The 22,219-nt window shown below is 63.5% G+C and carries 21 protein-coding genes; 9 read left to right on the forward strand and 12 right to left on the reverse strand.

All coding sequences use genetic code 11. The annotated features are described in order from the left end of the window. Positions 1–84: 84 nt before the first annotated feature. Positions 85–594: a C40 family peptidase gene (locus tag G6N43_RS22615; RefSeq protein WP_083150292.1), complete on the forward strand. Its 510-nt coding sequence runs from the start codon at positions 85–87 to the stop codon at positions 592–594. A 71-nt stretch (positions 595–665) separates the two neighbouring features. Here G6N43_RS22615 and G6N43_RS22620 read toward each other — a convergent pair whose 3' ends face one another. Genes G6N43_RS22620 through G6N43_RS22655 form a run of 8 tightly spaced genes read right to left on the reverse strand, consistent with a single transcriptional unit; the run spans position 666 to position 9,943 of the window. After that, on the reverse strand, positions 666–2,120 hold the full coding sequence (locus G6N43_RS22620) for an MCE family protein (RefSeq protein ID WP_083150291.1): 1,455 nt from the start codon (positions 2,118–2,120) through the stop codon (positions 666–668). Continuing rightward, positions 2,121–3,254 (reverse strand): virulence factor Mce family protein, encoded by a 1,134-nt coding sequence (locus tag G6N43_RS22625; protein WP_083150290.1) that lies wholly within the window; start codon positions 3,252–3,254, stop codon positions 2,121–2,123. Next, on the reverse strand, positions 3,251–4,564 hold the full coding sequence (locus tag G6N43_RS22630; RefSeq protein WP_083150289.1) for an MCE family protein: 1,314 nt from the start codon (positions 4,562–4,564) through the stop codon (positions 3,251–3,253). The genes G6N43_RS22625 and G6N43_RS22630 overlap by 4 nt, the downstream gene beginning before the upstream one ends. Beyond that, positions 4,561–5,925 (reverse strand): virulence factor Mce family protein, encoded by a 1,365-nt coding sequence (locus G6N43_RS22635; RefSeq protein WP_083150288.1) that lies wholly within the window; start codon positions 5,923–5,925, stop codon positions 4,561–4,563. Before G6N43_RS22635 ends, G6N43_RS22630 begins: the two co-directional genes overlap by 4 nt. Next, entirely contained in the window at positions 5,922–6,950 is a 1,029-nt protein-coding gene (locus G6N43_RS22640; protein WP_083150287.1) for a virulence factor Mce family protein, read from the reverse strand. Before G6N43_RS22640 ends, G6N43_RS22635 begins: the two co-directional genes overlap by 4 nt. Then, a complete protein-coding gene (locus G6N43_RS22645) occupies positions 6,947–8,314 on the reverse strand; it encodes an MCE family protein (protein ID WP_083150286.1) in 1,368 nt (455 codons plus the stop codon). Before G6N43_RS22645 ends, G6N43_RS22640 begins: the two co-directional genes overlap by 4 nt. A 2-nt stretch (positions 8,315–8,316) precedes the next feature. Beyond that, positions 8,317–9,171, reverse strand: a complete 855-nt coding sequence (locus tag G6N43_RS22650) for an ABC transporter permease (RefSeq protein WP_083150439.1) — start codon at positions 9,169–9,171, stop codon at positions 8,317–8,319. A gap of 10 nt (positions 9,172–9,181) precedes the next feature. Continuing rightward, positions 9,182–9,943, reverse strand: coding sequence for an MlaE family ABC transporter permease (locus tag G6N43_RS22655; protein ID WP_083150438.1), 762 nt, complete (start codon positions 9,941–9,943; stop codon positions 9,182–9,184). Positions 9,944–10,735: 792 nt separating this feature from the next. On the opposite strand from G6N43_RS22655, the gene G6N43_RS22660 reads away from it, so the two are divergent. Then, positions 10,736–11,143: a TetR-type transcription factor C-terminal domain-containing protein gene (locus tag G6N43_RS22660; protein ID WP_234810045.1), complete on the forward strand. Its 408-nt coding sequence runs from the start codon at positions 10,736–10,738 to the stop codon at positions 11,141–11,143. Between the two features lie 53 nt (positions 11,144–11,196). On the opposite strand, the gene G6N43_RS22665 is transcribed toward G6N43_RS22660, so the two are convergent. After that, positions 11,197–12,057, reverse strand: a complete 861-nt coding sequence (locus tag G6N43_RS22665; RefSeq protein WP_083150283.1) for an SPRY domain-containing protein — start codon at positions 12,055–12,057, stop codon at positions 11,197–11,199. A 261-nt stretch (positions 12,058–12,318) separates the two neighbouring features. Between G6N43_RS22665 and G6N43_RS22670 the strand changes: the two genes are divergently transcribed. Next, the gene (locus G6N43_RS22670) at positions 12,319–13,353 is read left to right on the forward strand and encodes an LLM class F420-dependent oxidoreductase (RefSeq protein ID WP_110810329.1); all 1,035 of its coding nucleotides are present in this window, start codon (positions 12,319–12,321) and stop codon (positions 13,351–13,353) included. Here the strand turns inward: G6N43_RS22670 and G6N43_RS22675 are convergent. Further along, positions 13,350–14,600 (reverse strand): acyl-CoA dehydrogenase family protein, encoded by a 1,251-nt coding sequence (locus G6N43_RS22675; protein WP_083150282.1) that lies wholly within the window; start codon positions 14,598–14,600, stop codon positions 13,350–13,352. The genes G6N43_RS22670 and G6N43_RS22675 overlap by 4 nt on opposite strands. 237 nt (positions 14,601–14,837) lie before the next feature. On the opposite strand from G6N43_RS22675, the gene G6N43_RS22680 reads away from it, so the two are divergent. From G6N43_RS22680 to G6N43_RS22705, 6 genes are read left to right on the forward strand one after another with little or no spacing between them, the layout of a single operon-like run. Then, a complete protein-coding gene (locus G6N43_RS22680; protein ID WP_083150281.1) occupies positions 14,838–15,290 on the forward strand; it encodes a nuclear transport factor 2 family protein in 453 nt (150 codons plus the stop codon). Between the two features lie 11 nt (positions 15,291–15,301). Continuing rightward, positions 15,302–15,811, forward strand: a complete 510-nt coding sequence (locus G6N43_RS22685; protein WP_083150280.1) for a ketosteroid isomerase-related protein — start codon at positions 15,302–15,304, stop codon at positions 15,809–15,811. 25 nt (positions 15,812–15,836) lie between these two features. Next, complete coding sequence (locus G6N43_RS22690) at positions 15,837–17,432, forward strand: acyl-CoA synthetase (RefSeq protein WP_083150436.1); 1,596 nt, start codon at positions 15,837–15,839, stop codon at positions 17,430–17,432. Positions 17,433–17,448: 16 nt separating this feature from the next. Further along, positions 17,449–18,948: an aldehyde dehydrogenase family protein gene (locus G6N43_RS22695; protein WP_083150279.1), complete on the forward strand. Its 1,500-nt coding sequence runs from the start codon at positions 17,449–17,451 to the stop codon at positions 18,946–18,948. 15 nt (positions 18,949–18,963) lie between these two features. Further along, the gene (locus tag G6N43_RS22700) at positions 18,964–19,470 is read left to right on the forward strand and encodes a hypothetical protein (RefSeq protein WP_083150278.1); all 507 of its coding nucleotides are present in this window, start codon (positions 18,964–18,966) and stop codon (positions 19,468–19,470) included. Further along, complete coding sequence (locus tag G6N43_RS22705) at positions 19,467–19,973, forward strand: flavin reductase family protein (RefSeq protein ID WP_083150277.1); 507 nt, start codon at positions 19,467–19,469, stop codon at positions 19,971–19,973. The genes G6N43_RS22700 and G6N43_RS22705 overlap by 4 nt, the downstream gene beginning before the upstream one ends. On the opposite strand, the gene G6N43_RS22710 is transcribed toward G6N43_RS22705, so the two are convergent. Continuing rightward, a complete protein-coding gene (locus G6N43_RS22710) occupies positions 19,974–21,146 on the reverse strand; it encodes a helix-turn-helix transcriptional regulator (RefSeq protein WP_083150276.1) in 1,173 nt (390 codons plus the stop codon). Beyond that, a complete protein-coding gene (locus G6N43_RS22715; protein ID WP_083150275.1) occupies positions 21,143–22,165 on the reverse strand; it encodes a LuxR C-terminal-related transcriptional regulator in 1,023 nt (340 codons plus the stop codon). The genes G6N43_RS22710 and G6N43_RS22715 overlap by 4 nt, the downstream gene beginning before the upstream one ends. Between the last annotated feature and the right edge of the window lie 54 nt (positions 22,166–22,219).

Consider the following 22,219-nt stretch of genomic DNA (forward strand, 5'->3'; position numbering starts at 1 on the left):
AACGGTGAGCAGCCGATCGCCCGAACGGTTAACCTGACGCTGCATCCAGAAACCACCATTCAGGCCCAGAATCGGAGCCACGAGTTGAACGTCCGGAAAAGTCTGATTCTCTCAGTCGCCGGCTTTGCCGCGATGCTCCTGTTCGCCGCGACTGCACCCGCCGAGCCGCGGGCGAAAGTCCCCGGAGCAGATGCCGCCATAGCCAGGGCCGAAAGCCTCCTCGGGACAGACCGATTCGGTATCTACGGGTGCGAAGCCCTGGTGGCCTACGCATTCGACGTCCCGCAGGAGAAATACGGTTGGGACGGCGCTTCTGAGACGATGTACCAGACACTCCTCGCGCAGGGGGAGATCCACAAAGACATGAACGCCCCACGCGGAGCACTTGTCTTCAGCAGAGGATTCGTCGGTCCCCATATCGACATCGCCCTCGGGGATGGGACCTACATATCCGGCGGCGTTCAGGGGCTCTCGCCCGGATACGGCGACGGCAGCAACATCCAAATCCTTCCCACTCCTAGTGTGGGGGACGCCAACTACACCTACCGTGGCTGGAGTCTGGGCTTTCCGAAGGAAGCCTCCGACGAGAGCTGACGCGGAGTCAACGCCTCCGGACTGGCGTTGAAGTCTCTGTCGGTGCCGCCGTCATGAACTTCGTGGATGAGTCAGTTTGGAGGCAAGAGCATCGTCTGCCACGTCCGCTGGGTCGGTGCGACACGGGCGAGGTCGGCTTGGCGATATTGCTGGCCGTCGGGTCCGGTGTACTCCCCCGTCGCGGGGTCGTACTCGGCAACCGCCAACGGCGGGGGCTGTTGGGCAGGAGCGGTTGGCGGCGGGGGTACGGCCGCAGGACCGGTATCGGGGATCGCTTGCCCGGTCGTCGTCGCGTTCGGGTCGCCCTTCCAGTTGTATCCGTCGTTGAGCGGGACGAACTGTTCGTCGCTCTCACAGAGCCGGGCCGACGGGGCTCGCTTGGCGGGATTGCCGGCGCACGGGGTGTTGCGCACACCGCGGACATTGAACGGTGAGTCCTGCGGCGTCCGGCAATAAAGGTCACCTGGAGCACGCTCCGGGTAGTCCACCTCGCTGGGCACGCGCCGTTGCTGCGCGGGTAGGAAGCCCGTCGTGCAGGGTGGCGGCAGATTGATGTTCAGATTGAAGCTCAGATACTGACCGCGATAAGCCTGCTTGGTGTTTCGGTTGGCCATGATGCCGGCCTGTCCTGCGGCGACCGCATGCGGCAGCAGGACCAGAAGCTGCTCGATGTTGTCGTGGTAGGTCACGGCGACCTTGCCCACGCTGGTCAGGTTCGCCATCAGGACGGGCAATGTCGGTTGCACCCGGTCGATCAGCTGACGGGCTTCCTCAGCGGCCGGTCCCCCGTTGTCGATGAACCCGGCCACCGAATCGTCGTGGGTCTCCAGCGACCCCGTCACATCGGCGATATGCCTTGCCCACATTTGGATTTCAGACGATGTGTTGGTCTGCGAGTCGAACACGGGCTGCGCGGAGTCGACGAGCGCCAGGAAAGGGTCGAGGTTCTTGCGCGCGGCCAGGGACAGGTCGGTGGTTCCCCGCACGATGCGCGACAGCTCGGGCCCGAGCCCGCCTACCGCGGTGTATGACTCATCGATAAGGGTCTTGAGGTTGTCGTTCGGTATCGCCTGCAGCCCGGTGTTGGCGTTCGACAGCAGAGTGTTGATATCTGGGGGCACCGAGGTGTTCACCTCGGAAATGACATCTCCATTGCGCAACGGGCGCGACGCTCCGTCTCTGGGCACCAGCGCGATGTACTGTTCGCCGATCGCCGATTGGCTGTGCACCTCGGCCTCGAGGTCCGAGGGGATGTCGATGCCGGACTTCAGCGAAAGCATCGCGTCGACCCCGGTGTCGGTCAGCCGCACATCTTCTATCCGCCCGACCTCGGTTCCGCGGTAGGTGACGTTGCCGGTGGCGTACAGTCCCCCGGCCCTGGGCAGTTGCACCGTGACGGTGTATCGCCCCACCCCGAACAGTTGGGCGGGCAACTTCATGAAGTGGAACACCATGATCGTGATCGCGGTCAGCGCGATCACGAGGAAGATCGCGAGCTGAATCTTGATGCGCCGGTGCAAATGCATTTACCGGCCCTGATCCCAACGGTACGGCACGACAAGGGGATTGCCCGCGGTGTAAGGGCTGGGAAACTGACCAATGGTTCTCCCCCATTGCATCTCGAGCTCGGTGAGGTCGCCCTCCCAGCGCGTGCCGGTGAACAAGCCCGCATCGATTCGGCTCAGCGTGAGGTCGACGATCGCAGTCAGATTGGCATAATCGCCGCGCTGCCAGTTCTCGATGGTCTCGTTCGGGAAAGGGAACGTGGGGATCAGGCTCAGCGACCGAGTGAGACTCGGCCCCGCGGCGGCCAGGCTGCGCAGCACCGGACCGATCTGTTGCAGCTGAGCGACCAGGTTCTCTCTCGTCTTGTTGATGGTGTCAACGGTCAACGCGCAGAACTTCGCGAACTCGTCGGCGGCATTGACGAGATCGTCTCTCTGCCTGTTGAGTTCGGCGATCGCCTCAGGGATGCTCTTCAGCGCACGGTCCAACACCGGCTGACGTGTGGCGAACTTCGTGGCGAGCTGATTCAGGCTCTCCGTCGCCGCGATGATGTCGGGCGTCTGTTCATTCAGGTCTCTGGTGAACGTGTCGAGCTGACCGGCGAGGCTGCGAAGGTCCTGTTCGCGGCCGCGGAACGCCGCGCTGAACGCATCTGTGATGTCTTGGATCTGCCCGAGCCCACCGCCGTTGAGGACCGCCGACACCGCGGCCAGTGTCTGCTCGGTCGTCGGATAGAACCCGCTGTTGGCCAAGGGGATCAGCGATCCTTCGACCAGCCGGCCGGCCGGGGGTTCGTCAGTGGGAGGGGCGAGTTCGACGTGTTGGGAGCCGAGCAGGCTGGTTTGGCCGAGCTTGGCCGTCGAGTTGGCAGGCAGGTTCACATCACCGTCGAGGGTGATCGTCAACAACGCATGCCAGTCCTGACGGTCGATCCTGGTGACGGTTCCGACCGACACGTCGGCCACGCGCACCCGCGAGTTGGGTTCGAGATTGTTCACGTCCGGCATCTGCACCTGGATGCGGAACGAACCGTCACCGCGACCCTGCGTCCCCGGCATCGGTAGCGAATTGAGCCCATGCCATTGCGCGCATCCGGTGGCGGTCAACACGCCGGCAAGGACGAGCAATATCGCGGTGACGCGACGGACGGTCATGACCCTGCCCCGTGGGGGATCATGAGACCGGGCAACCCCTCCGCGGGATCGGTGGACACCGCTCCTTCATTGGCCGCAGCTACCGCGGGCACTTCAGCGGGTAACGGCCCGGGTTGCGGAGCGGCGGGTGCGGGTGGCACGAAGTCGGGGCGCATCCACGGCTCGCTGTAGGTGATCTCGTTGGGACGGGCCTGCGCCCCGACGAAGAAATTGAAGCCCAGCGGCGGAAAGTTGTACTGACGGTTCTTCACTATCGGCGCCATGTACTGGGCGCACAGCTTGGCGGACTGCTCGGCATTGAGTCGCGATGCAGCTTGTATTGCACCACACAGGAATTCAATCGGATTAGAGAAGTTATTCACCGCCAGGGCACCCGTCAGCGCGCCATTGGCCGGTTCGTAGATGTTGTCGAAGTTGCCGATCGTCGTCGGAGCGATGTGCAACGTCTGCTTGATGTCGTCAAGGCTGCCCACCAGGGTGTTGGAGATCGAGGTCAATTTGTCGAACGAGGTACCGACGACCTCACGGTTGTCCTTGGCGAAGCTCTCTACCGCAATGGCCGCCGCATTGAGTTCCTCGACGGCCAACGCCACTTTGTCAGGGTTGTCCGCCAATAGCGAACTGACGGTAGCGAGGTTTCCGTTGAGCCGCTCGAGGGCGCCTGCGCTGTCCTCCAATGCCGTCACCACTGTCGACAGATTGGTGAAGGTGTTGAAGATGTCGTCGCTGTGATCGCCCAACATCGAAAGCGTCTGCGACAGTTTCATTATCGTGTCGCGGATGGACCCGCCCTGACCGCGCAGGTTGTCGGCGCCGGTGTTGACGAACTCCCCCAGTGTGCTCACGGCGCCGGGCTCAGTCGGTTTGAGCAGGTCGGTCAGTCGCTGCAATTGGTCGCGGAAATCGTCCCATTCCACCGGGACCACGGTGCGGTCCTGTCCGATCACTGCGCCGTCAGCCATCACGGGGCCTCCGGTGTATGCGGGAGTCAGCTGGATCGCGCGCCCCGTCACCAGTTGCGGCGACATGATCGCGGCTTTGGCATCGGCGGGTACCTGAACGGAGCTGTCGTATTCGAAAGTCACCTTGGCGCGATCGGGTTGCGGTTCGATCGACAGGACGCGGCCCACCGGTACCCCGAGCACCCTCACATCGTCACCGGGAAACAATCCGTTGCTGTTTTCGAAGTACGCGACAACGATGTTCTGATCAATGCGGTCCTTGATTCGGACGACGGCAAGCACGCCGCACACCAACGTGGCCACCAGAATTACTGCAAGCGCAGATCGGCTGCGTAACAACCGGTTCACGGCTCTCCTCCGGACACGGGGACGAGAGGCGGCGCTTCGCCAGGTGCCTGCACGAGGAGGTCTCCCGGCGTCGGTGGGGTCGCCGACGGCGTGTTTTGTGGGCCGGCCAGGGCCGGCGGCCCCGGGGGCGGACCGCCCGGGGCGGGCGGCGGTGGGGGCTCGCGATACGGGTAGCACCCCGTTGGCCCTGGCAGCGGTATGCCCGGCGGGCCGCAACCCACGTCACCAGGGTTGCCGGTGATCGCGTCAGGGATGGTGAGCCGGGGCTCTCCACCCTGACCGGTCCGCGGATAGGGCACCGGCAGTGGCGGTGTGCCGGGCTGACCGACCTGTGGATCGGTCAACTCGCTGGGCACTTTCACGTTGGGATCGACGCCGAGGTCAGAAAATGCTGCGTCGACGAAGGGTTGGACGAACTGGCCAGGCAACAGATTGGCGACGTAGGCCTTGAAGAACGGGCCCGACGATACTGACTCCCCCAGTGACATCGCGTACGAGTTGAGCAGCTTGACCGCCTTGGCCAACCGGTCCTTACGGTTATCGATGATCGTCAGGACGCCATTGAGCTTTTCCAGCGCCGGTTTGAGATCGCTGCGATTGTCATCGACGAATCCCCTGAGTTCGCGCGACATCGCCGAGATGTTTGTCCAGATCTGGTCCAGGGCAGCACTTTGCGTCTGCAGCGCCTCCAGCAGGGCGTTGGTGTCGTGGACGAGCGTTACCACCTGATCGGTGCGTTTAGCCAGCACCGCGGTGACTTTCGCGGCGTTGGCGAGTAACGACCGCATCTGTTCGTCGTGCTTGTTGATGGTCGCGGCGAAACGCGCGACACCCTCCACCGCTGTCTTCAGATGTGGGGGTGTGTCGGCAAATGTCTGTGCGATGGTGCTGAGTGAGTTCGAAAGTTGTTTGGTGTCAATACCGCTCACGGTGTTCGCCAGATCCCCCAGCGCGTCGGGCAGCTGGTACGGCGAGAACGTCCGCTCGATCGGGATCGGCCCATCCAGTTGCCCGCTTCCGCGAGGGGTCACGTTGAGCACTTTCGAACCCAGCAGGCTCTTGGTTCTGATGGCGGCCTCGGTGCGGTCCCCCAGGCGAATGTTGCCTGCGATCTTGAAGGTCACCAGGACTCGCGGCCCGGCCAGCCGAATGCTGGACACCTTGCCGACCGGATACCCGGACACCTCGACACCGGCTCCGGTGAACAGCCCGCCGGCATCGGCGAAGTACGCCTGATATTCCTTGCCCTGATTGAGGAATGGCAGCTTTTGGTACTGCAGCGCCGCGGTGACGATGACCGCGGTGATCGCTGCGCCGACGATGCCGATCACCACGGGGTTGCGTTCGCTGAGAGATTTCATCGAGGTGTACACCGCCCGCTGGCCTGGCCGGCGACCTTGACGTAAACCGGCTGGCCTCCTTTTCCGTTGAGCTTGAGCACGATCTCGCACAGGTAGAAGCTGAAGAAGTCGCCGTACAGACCCTGGCGACCCAGCGCTTGGTACTTGTCGGGAAGCGTGTTCAACAGGTTGTCTAGGTAGTCGTGGTCGGCTACCGCGATCCCCGCGGCCCGGTCCGTTTGGCGGACGACCTCACGCAAAGGTGGACGGGTCGCCGCGAGCAGATCAGCCAACGATGCCGTGCCGGCGTTGATGTGCGCGACGGCGTTGGTGATGTCGGTCTTGCGTTCGGCCAGCCCATGGACGAGTTCGGCGAGCGAGGTGACCGCCGAATCGAACCGATCACTTTGTGCCCCAATCGTAGTAAGGACCACGTTGAGGTTGTCGACGACCTCGCCGATGAGCTGATCTCGGTCGGCAAGCGTGTTGGTGACTGCCGCTGCCTGGTCGAGGAACGATCCGATGGTGGGGCCCTGGCCCTGGAGTGCGCCGATGAGTTGGCCGCTGAGCTCGTTCACCTGCTCGGGGCTAAGCGCCCGGAAGAGCGGCCGAAAGCCACCGATGAGCGAATCCAAGTCCAGCGCGGGTTGTGTGCGCGCCAACGGGATCGTCGCACCCGGCGCCAGCGACCGCAGACCACCGGCCCCCTCTTCCAGTGCGACGAAGCGGCCCCCGAATAGGTTGTCGTACCGGATGACCGCGCGGGTGCCCTCGGTGAGCACGACGGTGTCATCGGTGTCGAATCTGACGTGCACGGTGGCGTCGTCGTCGACAGTGATGGATTCGACCTTGCCAACCTCGACTCCGGCGATGCGCACCATGTCGCCGTCGCGCAAGCCCGACACGTTGCTGAATACCGCCGTGTAGGTCTTGCCCTCCCCGAAACGGAACTGCGCGAAAACCGCTAGCAGAATAAAGGTTCCGAGTACGCATACCGTCATGAAGACGCCCAACCGCCAGGCCGCCGCCCTGAAGTTTCCTCTCATGGCGTCGGCGCTCCCGCCTGAGCTAACGGCTCCGGCGTCGCCGGTGGCACACCGGGCCACAACGGAACTCCCCCAGGTCCGTACAGCGGGGCACCGTAGGGTGGCGCACCGGGATAGGGCACCGGTCCGATCGCAGGCCCTGGAATGCATTGCCGGATGCTGGGCCGTTCGGGTACCGCACGGGTGACCGGGAAGAAGTTGACCCAACACGGGTGTCCGATACCGGGGTTGGGTCGGAAGTCCACCCCGGTGCCCCATCCGGTGTTTGTCACGAGCTGCCGAACCGGGAAGTTCTTGGAGGCATCGGGCAGCGATCCGCACCCGGGTTGCCCGCCGGGGCCGCCCTTGGCGGCGATGATCGGCAGGTTCTGCGGGAACTGGTACGGATCGTTGCCGCCCAGGAGCGCGATGTCGAGTTGGATGGATCTGCCGTCGCGACCGCCCCACACCTCATAGCCGCCGTTCTCCAGGAACCAGGTCGCCCCCTGCAGCCAGCAGGTGTAGATCGGGTCGTACTTGTGCAGCAGGGCCGTCGTCGGGGCGAGTGTGTTGACGGCGTCGGCCAGACTGTCCTTGCTGGTGGTGAGCAGCTGGGTTCCTGACTGTGCAAATCCGGTCACGTTGAGCAGCAACGTGTCCAGCGCGGCGCTGTGCGCGACCACGGTGTCGCTGGTGGTGCTCGCGGCGTCCAGAATCGAGATGATGTCGTCGGCGACCGCGGCGTAGGTGTCGTTGAGGTTCTTGAACGATCGCCAGTCGGCACGCATGATGTCGCTGCGTTCGTTGACTGCGGTCAGGACCTGGTTGAGTGCGGTGGCGGCCTCGCCCATTCGCGGCCCCTGGCCGCGTACCGCGTCCGCGACTGCCGTCAGGACGGCATTGATTTTCGCGGGATCCACCATGCGCAGCAGATCGACGATGTTCTCGAAGATCGTGTTCACCTCGGTACTGACGTTCTTCGAGATCAGCACGGCGCCAGCGGCCAACCTCTCCGTGCTGGGATTTTCCGGCGGAACGAGGTCGACGAATTTGGAGCCAAAGGCCGTGGTAGCCGAGATCTGGGCTTCGACGTTCGCGGGGATGCGCGAGATTTGATCGGGCTCGATCTCGAGCAGCAATCTGACTGGCCCGTTGCCGCCTTCGATGTGTCCAACACGGCCGACTTGTACGCCGCGCATCTTGACGCGTGCGCCGGTCTCCATCACCAGCCCGGCGCGGTCGGCGGTCAACGTCACGGGCACATACGAACTGAACGTCCCGCTGAACGCCACGGCGGTGGCAGCGACGAACATGGCCAGTACCATCAACAGCGCCAACGCCCACCAGGCGTTGTGCAGTCGGTGCTCGCCGGCCCTGGCTTTCATCGTCAACCCGCCAGGTTGAAGTTGCCGGACTGCCCGTAAACGGCCAGCGAGATCAGGACGATCTCGACGGCGGCCACGACCATCGAGGTACGCACCGCCCGGCCCACCGCCTCACCGACGCCGGCGGGACCCCCGCGGGCCGTGAAGCCGTAATAGGTGTGGACGAGCATGATCACCACGGTGATGGCGACCGACTGCAGGAATGACCACACCAGGTCGGTCGGGTTGAGGAAGGTGTTGAAGTAGTGGTCGTAAACACCCGAACCCTGGCCGTAAATGGCGGTGGTTCCGGTGCGCGCAGCCAAGAAGGCCATCATGGTCGCGATGCAGAACAGCGGGATGACCACGATCACTCCTGCGAGCACCCGCGTGGCGGCCAGGTAGGTGATGCTTCGAATTCCGATGACCTCGAGCGCGTCGATCTCCTCGTTGATGCGCATCGCGCCCAGCTGCGCGGTGGCACCGGCCCCGATCGTGGCCGATAACGCAACCGCGGTGGTGCCGGGCACGATCAGACGCACGTTGAAGAACGCCGACGCGAATCCGGTGAGTGCCTCGACGCCAATGGAAGCGAACTGGTTATAGCCCTGCACGGCGACCAGCGCGCCGGTGGTCATCGTGAGGAAGGCGACGATCGCCACCGTCCCGCCCACCACGGCCAGAGCTCCCACGCCCAAACCCATTTGAGCGATCAGGCGCAGCTGTTCGGCAGGGTATCGCCGGATGGCTTCGGGAATGGCGGTCAACGTTGTGGCGTAGAAGCGGGATTGTTCGCCCAGCTGATTCCAGCCACCGGCCACCCTCTCGGCTGCCTGGCGCAGCCGATGGTGCACTCGACTGGGCACGGCCTGAGTCATCGCGGCCATGTCACTGCACCGTGAACTGGATGCCGACGGCGGTGACGATCACGTTGATGGCGAACAGCACCATGAACGTGAAGACGACCGTCTCATTGACCGCATTGCCCACGCCGGCGGGCCCGCCGCCGACGGAAATGCCCTTGTAGCAGGCGATCAGCCCTGCGGCCAGCCCGAACAACGTGGCCTTGGTCAGCGAGACCAGAACGTCGGCGACACCGGTCAGCAGGGTCATTCCGGCTATGAAGGCACCGGCCGAGACGTGCTGAATGAACACGCAGAAGAAGAACGCCCCGGCGAGACCGGCGATGATGACCGTCGAGGAAAGGGCCAGCGCCACAGTCGTTGCCGCCAGCACCCGCGGCACAACCAACACTTGGATGGGGTTGATGCCCATCACTTTCATGGCGTCGAGTTCTTCTCGTATGGTGCGCGCCCCCAGGTCGGCACACATCGCCGTCGCGCCGGCGCCCGACACGACGAGCACCGTCACGATGGGACCGATTTGGTTGACGGTGCCGATGGCAGCCCCGGTTCCGGCGAAATCTGCGGCGCCGAACTCGGTCAGCAGGATGTTGAACGTGAACACCAGCAGTACCGAGTACGGCAGTGTAAGCATCAGCGCCGGAAGTACCGACACCCGCGCGACGAACCAGGTTTGCAGGACGTACTCGCGCCAGGCAAAGGGCGGCTTGACCATGGCGATCAACGTGTCAGCCGCCATGGCGAAGAAGCCGCCCAACGCACCGAACGGCTTGGCGGCCAACGTCATCGCCACGAGTCAGCCCTCCCGTCGCCAAAACGGATATCCGGCGGGTCGTCGACCTAGAGGATTCGCCGGCGCCCGGATCTCACCGTCCGTCAACACCGCCGAAACGTATCGACTCCGAAGTGGGAGTTGCTGCTCCAATCGGAGGGATATCGGTCCTCCTTTGGAGAAGGCTGTCAAGACGATCGCCAATCAGCACATCCGCCCGGCGTACCGTCGCGGCATCGAAGACTATGCCTTGCAGGAGATTCGGTATGTCACACCCATGGAAATCAATAAGCATCTTTCTTCCCTGCGCAATGCCTGTCGACCAGGTGGGCAACCAGCTCCGGGCCCGAGTCCTACACTTTGCCGCCGACGCCGGGAAATTCGTCGACGATATGCGCATCGAGGGGAAGGCGGCGCATTCCGACAGCTGGTTTGAGTGGCGGATGGCCTACCGGCCTGGTCCGCCCGGTCTGCGTTATGGCTCAGCTTGCGGGACAGGCGACACCATCTCACGGTCGCCGCGCTAGCAATTGCGAATTGACCACGGTGTCCGTTAACGGCCATGTCACCCGGTAGAATCGCAGAACATCGATTCACTGGGGGTAGGACATCCGCGCAGTATCAGCCGAACCGGGCACAGGAACGCGTAAACGCGACCCGGAACGCAAGAACAGAATCCTCGAGGCTGCGGCCGACCTCGTCGCCCGAAAAGGCTTCCACGCCGTCTCAATTGCGGAAATCGGAGCCGCGGCGGGCATCACCGGGTCCGGTATCTACCGCCACTTCGACAGCAAATCGGCCGTCCTGGTGGCGCTCTTCGACCGAGTGATCGACGATTTGCTTCGCGACGAACAGCAGATCCTCGACACCGTGACCGACCTTGGATCCGCCCTGGATCAGCTGATCGCCGGTCAAGTGGAGTTCGTCGTCGGCGATCGTGAACTGGCCCAGGTCTACTACAACGAGATCAACAACCTGCCGGACGAGGACCGGCGGCGGCTGCGCCGTAAGCAACGGCTCTACCTCGAGGAATGGGTCCACCTCGTCAACGAGATGCGTGCCGACCTCACCGATACGGAAGCGCGGACCGTCGTGCATGCGGTGATCGGGGCGATTCAGTCCCCGCTGTTCCACAACGTTGGCCTACCCGAGGATCGGCTTCGCGCCATCCTCACAGATGCCGCCCGGGCGGTTCTGGGTATCGGCCGCGAGTGAGCGGAGTCGGGCGCCGACAAGAGTCAACGCCCGACTCCGCTCCCCCAATGGCGTCAGTGCGTGGCGCCGACGTAATCGTTGCCACTGACCGACGCGGTCCGGGCGGTCCCACCAGGGGCCGCATCCCCCACGGGCTGTGTCGGTAAGAATCGGCTCACCCCGTACACGACGAACGCGCACAGTCCGATCGACAGAATCGTTGCTGCCCAGATGATGCCCTCGGTCGCGCGGCCGTCGTCGAGGTGCATGGCGATGATCATCGGCCAACCGATACCGATGTTCGCCGCGAAGAACGTCATCGGGAACACGACGAACAGGCTGAGCAACCCCCATGCGGTCGACACCTGACGCCAGACAAGCACTGCCACGACCGTGAACAAGACGACTTGAGTGCCTTCGAGGATGCCGATGACGAGGGGGTAATTCCAGATCCGCATAACGTACGGGCCGTAGTAGGTGTACACATCGGTGCCTGTTCCGATCACCTCGAATACGCACGACGCCAATATCTCTGCGCCCCAGACGGCGAAGAGTCCGCGCCGCCTCAGTCGGCCCTCGTATATCCATCGGCCTGCGTAGAGGCAGGCTGAGGCATAGAGGATGACGTAGCCGCTGTGGGTCCAGATGGGCTGCGGAACACCGAAGGCGGAGAAATGCATGAATCCCGCGCCCGGTTGCCCGTTCTGGGCGTCGTAGAACCAGAGGTCGAATGCAACGTCGTACATCGGCTCTGCGAACGCTGCCACCCCAGCCGCCAGGCACGCGATCACATAGAACGGTGTGCGCTGTTTGATGCCCATCCAAATGGCTATGACGAGCATGACGGCGACGATTGCCCAACTGGTCCACGTGAAGATCAGCTGCCACAACAGATCGAGATCGTGCTGCTTGACGTCAATCGGCGTGCGTCCCACGAATCCTCCTTGAGGGCCCCGACTCCTGCGCCGGTGCAGTTGTCTGGTTCTCGGACGCTAGCCAGCCCATTGGGGCGGCACATTGTCACTCGGGAGCAAAACGATGCACCGTTGGGGGTATTTCCACTCGCGGATGGTCATTCAGATCGACCGACAGACTGCGGGTTCTGGTCGGCGCGCTCCGTCTACTTGGGAGGATTTGACTCCCCCCGCAGGGGTGAAGCAACCGATATCCCCTAAGAGCGGTGTCATCCTGACATCGTGAAGATGGACGTGAATATCGGCGGTTCGATCGATGGAACCGGCGGAGGTGATCTGGCCACGCTTGCCGAGCAGGTAAGTGACGCTGAGAGACTCGGCTTCGACGGAGTGTGGTCGACGGAGGTGAGCCGCGACCCCTTCCTGCCGCTGATGTTGGCCGCTGACAGGTCGAGCGCACTGCAGATCGGCACTGCGGTGGCGGTGGCGTTCGCACGGAGTCCGATGACGATGGCCGCGACGGCCAACGATCTGAATACGTTCAGCCGTGGCCGATTCGTCCTCGGACTGGGGTCCCAGATCCGGGCCCACATCGAACGACGTTTCAGCATGCCGTGGTCTTCGCCGGCGCCACGAATGCGGGAGTATGTGCTTGCACTGCGGGCGATCTGGCGATGCTGGGAGACCGGTGAAAAGCTCGACTTCGAGGGCGAGCACTATCGACACACACTGATGACGCCGATGTTCAGCCCCGAGGCCTCGTTCGGAGCGCCGCGGGTCATGCTGGCGGCGGTGGGGCCGATGATGACCGCAGTCGCGGCCGAGGTCGCCGATGGCCTCCTGCTGCACGGGTTCACCACGCAGCGCTATCTGCGTGAGGTCACGTTGCCTGCCGTGGAGCAGGGCCTGACCCGGACGGCGCGGACCCGCGCCGACTTCACCATGGTCTATCCGGGTCTGGTTGTCACCGGCGGCACCGAACAGGAGTACGAGTCTGCGGTGCAACAGGTGCGCCGTCAGATCGCGTTCTATGGGGCCACACCGGCATACCGTGCGGTGCTCGACCTGCACGGGTGGGGCGAGCTGCACACCGAGCTACATCGATTGTCCAAGTCCGGCGACTGGGCGACGATGACCGACCTGATCGATGATCACGTGCTGGAGACGTTCGCCGTCACCGGTGAGCCCTCGACCATCGGGAAGCAGCTGCTGGAGCGGTTCGGCGACCTTGTCGACCGATTCACCCTGTACACGCCGTACTCCCTCGACGCACACGCTCGCGCTGTGATCGTCGAGGGGGTACGGACGGCAGCCTAGCTCGCGGGAGCCGCGTGCGCGGCAGCCGTGTCGAGCAGGAACTGCCCGATGTAGGTACGCGTCTGATCGGCGTTGAGCGGCTGGAACAGAGAGGCCGCCGAGTCCCGATAGAGGCGCTCGAAAATGGTTCCGCCGCGGAACGATGATCCGCCGACCATGCTCATGGCGTGGCGTGACATGTGCATGACATTGTCGGCGATGAACGTCTTCGCCAGCCCGAGGTACGGGAACCGCAGCTCAGGTGCCCACAGCTTGTCCTTGCCGTCGATGAGGTCCTGGCACGTCTGATACAGCACCCTGCGCGAGCACTCCACTCGCGATGCCATGTCCCCGATGCCGTCGATGATGTGCCCGACGTTCTTCACCTCGGTATCGGCGGCGACGATTGCGCCGAACGTGGCACCGAGATGCTTCTTCGACAGCGTCGCGATCGACTCTTCCAGGATGCGCTGCTGCATACCCAGGTAGATGCTCGCGAACATCAGCGATGCCCATTCCAAGGTGCCGAATGCCCCTGTGCGCCAATGTGAGATGAACCCATCCTCGGGTATGAAGAAGCCGTCGAAGATGATGGTCTGCGTACCGGTCGCGTGCATGCCGAGCGCGTTCCATGTCTTTTCGATCCTGATTCCGTCGCCGACACCGTTCTCGTCGACCTTGAAGTCGGCGATGAACAGCTTCTCGGCGGCCACTCGCCCATCGAAGGTGTCCGGCAGGTTGCCGTCGGCATCGGTTTCGGTCGCGTTGGTGGTGATGATGTCGGCGGCTTCGCAGAGGGTGCCCCACGTCTTCTTGCCGTATAGCCGCCATCCCCCACCCTTCTGAGGGACCGCCTGCATGTCAGCCAGGCCTGAGAAGCCGGCGCGCTGCTCGGAGAACGGACCGAAGACCAGGTCTCCCTCCGCTACCCGCCCCAGCCAGTACCTGTTCTGGTCTTCACTCATCAGGTTCCCGGCAATGCCCACCATGATGTAGTGCATGTTGTACGCCAAGGTGATCGCCGAATCGCCCTTGGACAGTTCGGATACCACCTTGGAGACCTGCAGGATGTTGCCGCCGGCGCCGCCGAACACCTTCGGTACCGGAAGTGCGCCCAGACCGGACTTCTTGAAGACGTCGATCGACGGGTAGGCAAACGTATTTTCCCGGTCGTACTTGGGTCCGATCTCCCGGAAGTACGCCGAGACCTCCTGCGCCTTGGCGAAATAGGGTTCGAATTCGTCGTCGGTCAGATCTTGTTCCAGCATTGTCACTCCCTCGAATGTGCTGCGGTCGAATGTGATGCTGCCCCTGCAACTGGCCGCCCACACCCCTCCCAAGGGGTAACTGAGTCCAGCTTCGGGGAAGTGACGACGGTCTGGATCGTCAGTCTGGATCCGTTCTCCCCCCAGGGAGCGGTCCCTATCCCCCTCTCGGTAGTCGTGGCAACCGCACCCCGTCCCTAACGTCTTTGGGGTCGTGCACACCAGCGAGGAGAAACGCTCATGAGTCACACGTTCGCCGTCAAATGGCTGAAAGCCTTCCGCGAGAGCGCCGAGGCCGTGGTGGCCTTGTACGCCGACGATTTCCTTTTCGAAGACCCCATCCTCGGCCAGTCGATCACCTCCAAGGAGGAGCTTCTTCGGGTCTTCGCGCCGTACGCGAACGCCGATACCGAGAACGGCATCGGCATCAACAACTTCCGTATCGACGAAGTCGTCGGCGATGAACGGGCAGCGATCTACCGCTGGACCTGGCAAGCACCAACGGCGGCGGCGTTCGTCGGTGTGCCCACCAACGGCAGGGTGCCCGGTGCCCGCGGCATCACCTTCCACATCTACGACACCGACGGGCGCATCAAGCGTGAGGAGAGCTTCTGGGATGTCTCCACCGCAGTCCGCGACCTGGGGCTGCCGGTCGATCCCACTGCCGTCGCCAAGACACCGGCACTGGTCTGAAGGGAACAGCAATGAGCCTCGACACCACCCTGGCCGCTCAGCACGCCGCCCGCTGGACGAACGCACTGACGAGTGACACCCGTGCCGCCGTAGACCTCTACGCCGATGACATGGTCTACGACGACCACGCCGATTCAGATCATGTGATCGACACTGCGATCACCAAGGCGGAACTCGAGCCACGGTTGGCTCCCTTCGCCAACAAGGACAGTGAGAACGGTGTGGGCATCCACACTTTCACCGCCAATGAGGCGTTCCAGCTCGCCGGCGTCAACGGGAACCCTGCCGTGGTCATTCTGTGGGACTGGACCGGAGAAGGCCTGGACACCTTCCGCGGCGTCCCAACCGGTGGCAAGACACTGAGCACCAGAGGAATCACCTGGCACCAGCTGGATGCCGACGGCCGGATCGCCCGCGAGACCACCTACTGGAACGACACTCCGGTTCTGCAGGAACTCGGCCTTCCGATCATCACGCCCGAGTACTGGGTCGAGGGATTCGACCCCGCCGCCCTGGCGTAGTGACGGATCGGGAACGGTGGCCAAAATGAACACGGGTGCGTGGGGCGTGCTGCCGGACGTGCTCGACCGAGCATGCACGTACTACGCCGACCGGGTGGCGATCATCGATGGCGACCGCAACGTCAGCTATCGCGAATTGCTGTTGTGGCGCAACCGGATCGCCAATGCGTTGATCGTAGAGGGCGTGCAGAAGGGCGATCGAGTCGGCCTGCTGATGCCCAACTGCCTGGAGTTCATCCCGGTTCAGCAGGGCGTGTGGGCGGCGGGTGCGGTGTTGGTTCAGATGCCGACCCGCGCCGCCGCCGACGGATTCCGCTCCAACCTGGCACAGACGGATGCCTCGGTGCTCGTCTACCACGCCAAGTTCGAAGAGTCCGTCGCCCTGATCCGCGACTCACTTCCCAAACTCCAGACCCTGATTCGGGTCGGCACTGCGGACGAGGCCGCTGTCGATGCCATCGATTTCGCATCGGCCGTCGATGCCGCTTCCGACATGCGGCCCGACATCGTCATCGGTGAGCACGACGAGGCCTACGTGCTGTTCACCTCCGGAAGCACCGGTGAACCCAAGGGCGTCGTCAATTCACACTTCACGTGGAGTCATTACGCGATCGCCGCCGGGCTCGAAATCGGCGACATCCGGTTCGGCGAAGTCTTCGCGCACGGTGCGCCGCTCACCCATTTCAGCCAGATCTTTGTGATCCCGACCTTTATCCGCGGTGGCACCAATGTCATGCTTCCGGGGTTGGAAGTCGAGACGTTGCTCACCAACATCGAACGACATCGCGTCACCGCCACCGCGGTGGTCCCGACCATCATTTATCTCCTCCTCGACCACCCAGCACTGGGCCGTTTCGATATCACGAGCCTCAACACGGTCGTCTACGCCGGCGCCCCGATGGCACCGGAGAGGCTCCGTCAGGCGCTCGACACGTTCGGCCCCATCTTCACCCAGACCTATGCGGGAACCGAACAGGGTTACATTTCGTGCCTGCGCAAGCACGAGCATCTCGCGGGCGACGATGAATCACAGGAGGATTGGCTATCCCGGCTGGCTTCGGCGGGGCGTCCGATGTTCGCAGTACAGGTCAGCATCCGCGATGACGACGACAACCCCCTTCCTGTCGGCGAGGTCGGCGAGATCTGCTCGCAGCAACTCGGACAGATGCTGGGCTACCTCGACCCCGAACGCAACGCCGAGACGCTGCGCAACGGGTGGGTACACACCGGCGACATCGGCCGACTGGATGAGGATGGCTACCTCTATCTCGTCGACCGTAAGAAGGACATGGTCGTCAGCGGTGGGTTCAACGTCTTCCCCCGTCAAGTCGAGGATGTGCTGTGCACCCATCCGACCGTGGCGCAAGCGGCGGTCATCGGTGTGCCGCACGACAAATGGGGCGAGGCGGTTCTCGCGGTCGTCGTCACACGATCGGGTGAGATCGCCGATGGCACGCTCGAGCAGGAACTCATCGACCACGTCAAGCGATCACTGGGCAGTGTGCCCGCCCCCAAACAGGTGCTGTTCACCGATGCCCTACCACTGAACCCGTCGGGCAAGGTCGACAAGAAGGCACTGCGTAAACCCTATTGGCAGAACAAATCCCGCCAGGTCGGCTAACCGAGGAGCTCGCACAATGACCAACCACTATTCGCTCTACATCGACGGCAAGTGGATCGATACCGACGAGAACTACCAGATCCGGAGCCCAGCCACCGAAGAGCTGGTCGCCACCGTGTCCAAAGGCGAAGTCGGCCACGTCGACGCCGCGGTTTCTGCCGCCCAGGGCACGTTCGATGAAGGGACCTGGCGCAACACACCGCCCAAGGAACGCGCAGAGCTGATCAAGACGGTCGCCGAACGCCTCGCGGCGCGCACGGACGAACTCGCTGCGCTGCAGTCCCGGGAGAACGGCGCCACCATCCGCATCACCGGCGCACTGCATGTCGGTTTGTCCGCAGCGCAGCTGCAGTACGTAGCGGCGATCACCGAGGGCTACCCATGGGAGACCGAAGGTCCGGCGATCGAACCCGTCCCGGCGAACGGTCTTGTGGTCCGGCAGCCGATCGGTGTGGTCGCCGCGATCGTTCCATGGAACATTCCACTGCTGACCACGGTGTGGAAGATCGGTCCCGCATTGGCAGCAGGGAATTCGGTGGTGCTGAAGCCCGATGAGCATGCGCCGATCTTGCCGATCGAGCTGGCGCGAGAATTCGACGCCGCCGGATTGCCGCCCGGCGTGCTGAACGTCGTGACCGGAGACGGTGAACCGGTCGGGGCACACCTGGCGGGGCATCCCGGCGTACGCAAGGTGGCGTTCACCGGGTCGACCGCCGTCGGTAAGAGCATCCTCCGCCAGTCCGCCGATACCATCCGCCGCGTCACGCTGGAACTCGGAGGCAAGGGCGCCAACATCATTCTGGACGACGCCGATATCGACATGGCCGTCGACGGTGCGTTGTTCGCGTGCATGGCCAACAACGGCGAGGCATGCGAGGCAGGCACCCGGTTGCTGATTCCCGCCGAACGACGCGACGAGATCGTGGACAAACTGATCGCTCGCGGCTCGACACTGCGGCTCGGCGATCCGCTGCACCCCGCAACGCACGTCGGACCGATCATTTCGGCGCACCAGCGCGACCGAATAGTCGAATACGTTCGCAACGCCGCCGCCGAGGGTGCCACCGTCGCTCTGGGCGGCTCGGTGCCCACCGGCTCCGGCTTCGACAAGGGCTATTGGTTTGAACCGACGATCCTCGTCGACGTCACCAACGACATGCGGATCGCGCGCGAAGAGGTTTTCGGCCCGGTGCTGACCGTGCTGACCTACAACTCGGAGGACCACGCGGTCCAGATCGCCAACGACACGAATTACGGCCTCTCTGCGGGCGTTTGGGGCAGCGAGCAGCGTGCACTGGCGATCGCGCGACGCCTCGATGCAGGCATGGTGTGGGTGAACAACTGGCACGTGATCCACCCGGCCTATCCGTTCGGCGGGTTCAAGGAGAGCGGGCTGGGCCGCGAGGGCGGTCCCGATGCGATCGACGAATACGTCGAGGAGAAGTTCATCTCACTGGATCGCTCCGGCGGAATCGAAAACAAAGCGTTCGCCATCGTCATCGATCCGGCGACGTGACAGGAGGTACAGGCGATGACGTCCTCAGGGCCGGCACAGCCGACGAGGGAACGATACTCATTCGGTGCCGCGACGATGTGCGACATCCGGGCGGGCGGACCCGTCCGCATCGGTGTCATCGACGGCGATGAAATGCGCATCGACTCGGCAGGTGAGTACCTCCGAGTCGGTGGTATCGACCTGCGAAGGGTGGCGCAGCGCTCGGCGTCGGCGCGCGGTGATCATCCTGGCATCGACGTATTGGTCGACATCGATGTGATGATCGACTACGACGCCGCGGGGGCGCGCGACAAGATGGCGGCTCAGCACATCGTGCCTCGTGGCGACACACTCACTTACATCGGAACACCCGCCGGGCTGGCCGGGCTCATCACCGACCTGCATGCACTCGGCATTTGCGACGGGGCGATGCTGCGTCCGCTGCTCCCTCACGTCGCCGCGCTGATCCGCGGGCCGGTCCTGCAGGAACTGGACACCATGGGTTCACACCGGTTGACAGTTCAGGAATCCCGGCCGGCATGACCGTGACCGCCGACTCCTACCGGGCGGCCATGCGTCGGCATCCCGCCGGCGTCGCCGTCATCACTATGATGGCCGACACCGGTCCGGTCGGATTCACGGCGACATCACTGACATCGCTGTCGCTCGACCCACCGCTGGTGTGTTTCAACATCACCCATACCTCGTCGAGCATCGCTGCGCTGCGCCGAGCCGACACGGTGCTGGTGCACATCCTCGGCGAGCACCAATGCGAGACAGCACGGCGGTTTTCCCGCAGCGCAGAACACAGATTCGCCGAGGCCGGGTCCTGGTCGTTGCTCAGCACGGGCGAACCATTGCTGGCCGGGACTTTGACATGGATGAGACTCAGTGTGCAACAACTGATTCCGGCCGGTGACTCCACCCTGGTGATCGGCGGAGTATTACATGTGCAGTGCGACAGCCACGACGGCAGTACTCCGCCTCCGCTGATTTACCACGACGGGACGTTCCTACGGACTATGCCCCTGGTCGACGCGGGATGATCACCGACCGTTGAGCGCCCATGCGATAGCTTGTGCGCGATTGACCGCACCGTACTTTCGCAGGATGTGTTTGACGTGTGACTTCACCGTGCCCTGGGTGATGACGAGCTGTTCGGCGATTTCGTGATTGCTGGCCCCATTTGCCATCAGACGAAACACCTCCATCTCCCGTTCGGTGAGTCCGACAGGTACCCGGCCGGGCACATCGCCGACGGCCTCAATGGAGTCCGTGTGACGCGCCGCTTCCAGATCCGACTGGCAGAGGTCGTCGATGCGATCGATGGCACCGAAGAACAATTCACGCACACTGTCGCGTTGGGTCTTGAGGCGTTCGATGAGAACGGCGCGCTCATACAGATGGCTGAACCCATCTGCGAACGCCCACATGACATCCCGGTCCGCGTCATCGACCCTGCGGGTCAACGGGTGATGGTCGGTGTGCAGGAACCCGACCACGTCGGCACCCAGCACCACCGGGGCAACCACATAGGATCGCGACTGACCCGCCTGCACGATGAGCGGCCGATAGACCGGTGCGGTCGCGGTGTCGTAGACCAGTGACGGCCGGCGCCGTGACAGCATCTCGGCCTCAGGAGCTTCTCCTATCAGAGGTACCGACTGCTTTGTCCACTCGTGAAACCAGGAGGGGTTCTCCCCCTGGCCCCGGTTGTGCATCATCAGTGGAGTCCACGCGGAGCTTTCGACCTTCGACAGCACCGCTCGGTGAAATCCGCACCGCAGCACCAATTCTTCGCAGGCGCTGTCAAGCAGCGCCGTGGAACTGGGCAGACCCCTGAGTCTGCTCAGTCCCACCGCGCAATCGGCCAACCGCTGACCACGCATCGCGATGTCGTGCAGGTACCAGTCCATCGCCAGCTGTTGCAGGTCGAGGATCACATCGCAGAGTTGCTTCGCGTGCACCACATCATTTGCCGAGCACATGCGCAACCGGTCGATGCACACATGTGTCAGGTTCGAAATCGTCTCGGCGGATCGCCACGGCACGTCCCATTGGATTTCGGGTAACGAAACAGTCCCGCCGACCATCTCGTCGATCCGTACACGTAAGGCGCGCAGTCGTTCCACCAGGTCCAACTCGCGCGACCACCAGTCGCTTCCCGCGCGGGAAGCCGTCAAGGACCTCGCCGTGTCGTTGATCATGGAGACACTCATCGCGGCCGCCGTTCATCGTCTCGTACCTCACGCAGATAGCAGGCGATGGCCGCGGCGCGGTTGCCTGCGCCCAACTTATGGAGGATGTGCTTCACGTGCGATTTCACCGTGCTCTCCGCGACCGTGAGTTGATCCGCGAGTTGTGAGTTCGTGGCGCCACTGGCCAGCAGCGCCAGCACCTCGCGCTCCCTGGCGGTGAGTCTGGAGAGTCGACTTCCCTCACGGCTTCCCTCACGGTGGTGCGCCAAGCGGCTCTCGCGATCCGGCCGCGTCGACGACGCCGTCACGCTTAGCGCTTCGGACGATGTCAGCGGCGAACCAGAAGCAGAAAGGTCGAATTCCTCCAGGAAGTCCCGCGCCAGCTGGCACGCCTCGACCACCGCGCGGCGTTGTCGGCGTTCACGTTCCGCCAGGTGTCCGCGTTCCAAGACCAGTCCAACACCGTCGGCGAACATCCGAAGCAGGTCTCGATCGAGTTCGGTCAGCGGCCTGCCATCGGAGGCTCTGTCGGCATGCAGCAACCCGACCAATACACCGTTCGCGACAACGGGTGCCACGACGTATTCCTTTGTGCCGGTGCGCTCCAGGAGCGGAGCATGGACGCGAGGCTCGTGCGCTGCGTCAAGGACCAATGCCGGCAGCTTGCGACGGACGACCTCGGCCTCCACCAATGGAGACAGCAACGCGATCTCGAAATCGTCGACGCCGCCACCGATGGCATCGACGTCGACGACGACACGGCCATCACCGCCGAGTACGTAAAGCTGCAGAGGCGACCACGTCGAACCATCCACACGCGACACCATCACCCGCTCGAAGACCGCCGATTGGCACAATTCGCGCGCTGCACAATCCAGGACATCGACTACGTCCGCGCCTAAGTCGTCGTGTCTCAGCCTCGACAGTGCGTCCAGCAGGGCGCTGAGGTCTTGACCGCTGCGCGTACGCGCGGCGTCCATCGTCCGGGTGTGCTCATCGCTGGCGGCGGCCAAGCGGTCGGCTAACTCGGCGAAATCCACGGTCTCGGCAGGCAGGCCGGTGTTGATGGGACGCGTCTCCTTCTAAGCGAACCA

It is taken from the genome of Mycolicibacterium moriokaense, assembly GCF_010726085.1.
GTDB lineage: Bacteria > Actinomycetota > Actinomycetes > Mycobacteriales > Mycobacteriaceae > Mycobacterium > Mycobacterium moriokaense.

Coding starts and splice junctions, on each gene's coding strand:
- G6N43_RS22620 (WP_083150291.1), bottom strand. CDS start 2,120: ATGCATTTGCACCGGCGCATCAAGATTCAGCTCGCGATCTTCCTCGTG.
- G6N43_RS22625 (WP_083150290.1), bottom strand. CDS start 3,254: ATGACCGTCCGTCGCGTCACCGCGATATTGCTCGTCCTTGCCGGCGTG.
- G6N43_RS22635 (WP_083150288.1), bottom strand. CDS start 5,925: ATGAAATCTCTCAGCGAACGCAACCCCGTGGTGATCGGCATCGTCGGC.
- G6N43_RS22640 (WP_083150287.1), bottom strand. CDS start 6,950: ATGAGAGGAAACTTCAGGGCGGCGGCCTGGCGGTTGGGCGTCTTCATG.
- G6N43_RS22645 (WP_083150286.1), bottom strand. CDS start 8,314: ATGAAAGCCAGGGCCGGCGAGCACCGACTGCACAACGCCTGGTGGGCG.
- G6N43_RS22650 (WP_083150439.1), bottom strand. CDS start 9,171: ATGACTCAGGCCGTGCCCAGTCGAGTGCACCATCGGCTGCGCCAGGCA.
- G6N43_RS22655 (WP_083150438.1), bottom strand. CDS start 9,943: ATGACGTTGGCCGCCAAGCCGTTCGGTGCGTTGGGCGGCTTCTTCGCC.
- G6N43_RS22675 (WP_083150282.1), bottom strand. CDS start 14,600: ATGCTGGAACAAGATCTGACCGACGACGAATTCGAACCCTATTTCGCC.
- G6N43_RS22680 (WP_083150281.1), top strand. CDS start 14,838: ATGAGTCACACGTTCGCCGTCAAATGGCTGAAAGCCTTCCGCGAGAGC.
- G6N43_RS22685 (WP_083150280.1), top strand. CDS start 15,302: ATGAGCCTCGACACCACCCTGGCCGCTCAGCACGCCGCCCGCTGGACG.
- G6N43_RS22690 (WP_083150436.1), top strand. CDS start 15,837: ATGAACACGGGTGCGTGGGGCGTGCTGCCGGACGTGCTCGACCGAGCA.
- G6N43_RS22695 (WP_083150279.1), top strand. CDS start 17,449: ATGACCAACCACTATTCGCTCTACATCGACGGCAAGTGGATCGATACC.
- G6N43_RS22700 (WP_083150278.1), top strand. CDS start 18,964: ATGACGTCCTCAGGGCCGGCACAGCCGACGAGGGAACGATACTCATTC.
- G6N43_RS22705 (WP_083150277.1), top strand. CDS start 19,467: ATGACCGTGACCGCCGACTCCTACCGGGCGGCCATGCGTCGGCATCCC.
- G6N43_RS22710 (WP_083150276.1), bottom strand. CDS start 21,146: ATGAGTGTCTCCATGATCAACGACACGGCGAGGTCCTTGACGGCTTCC.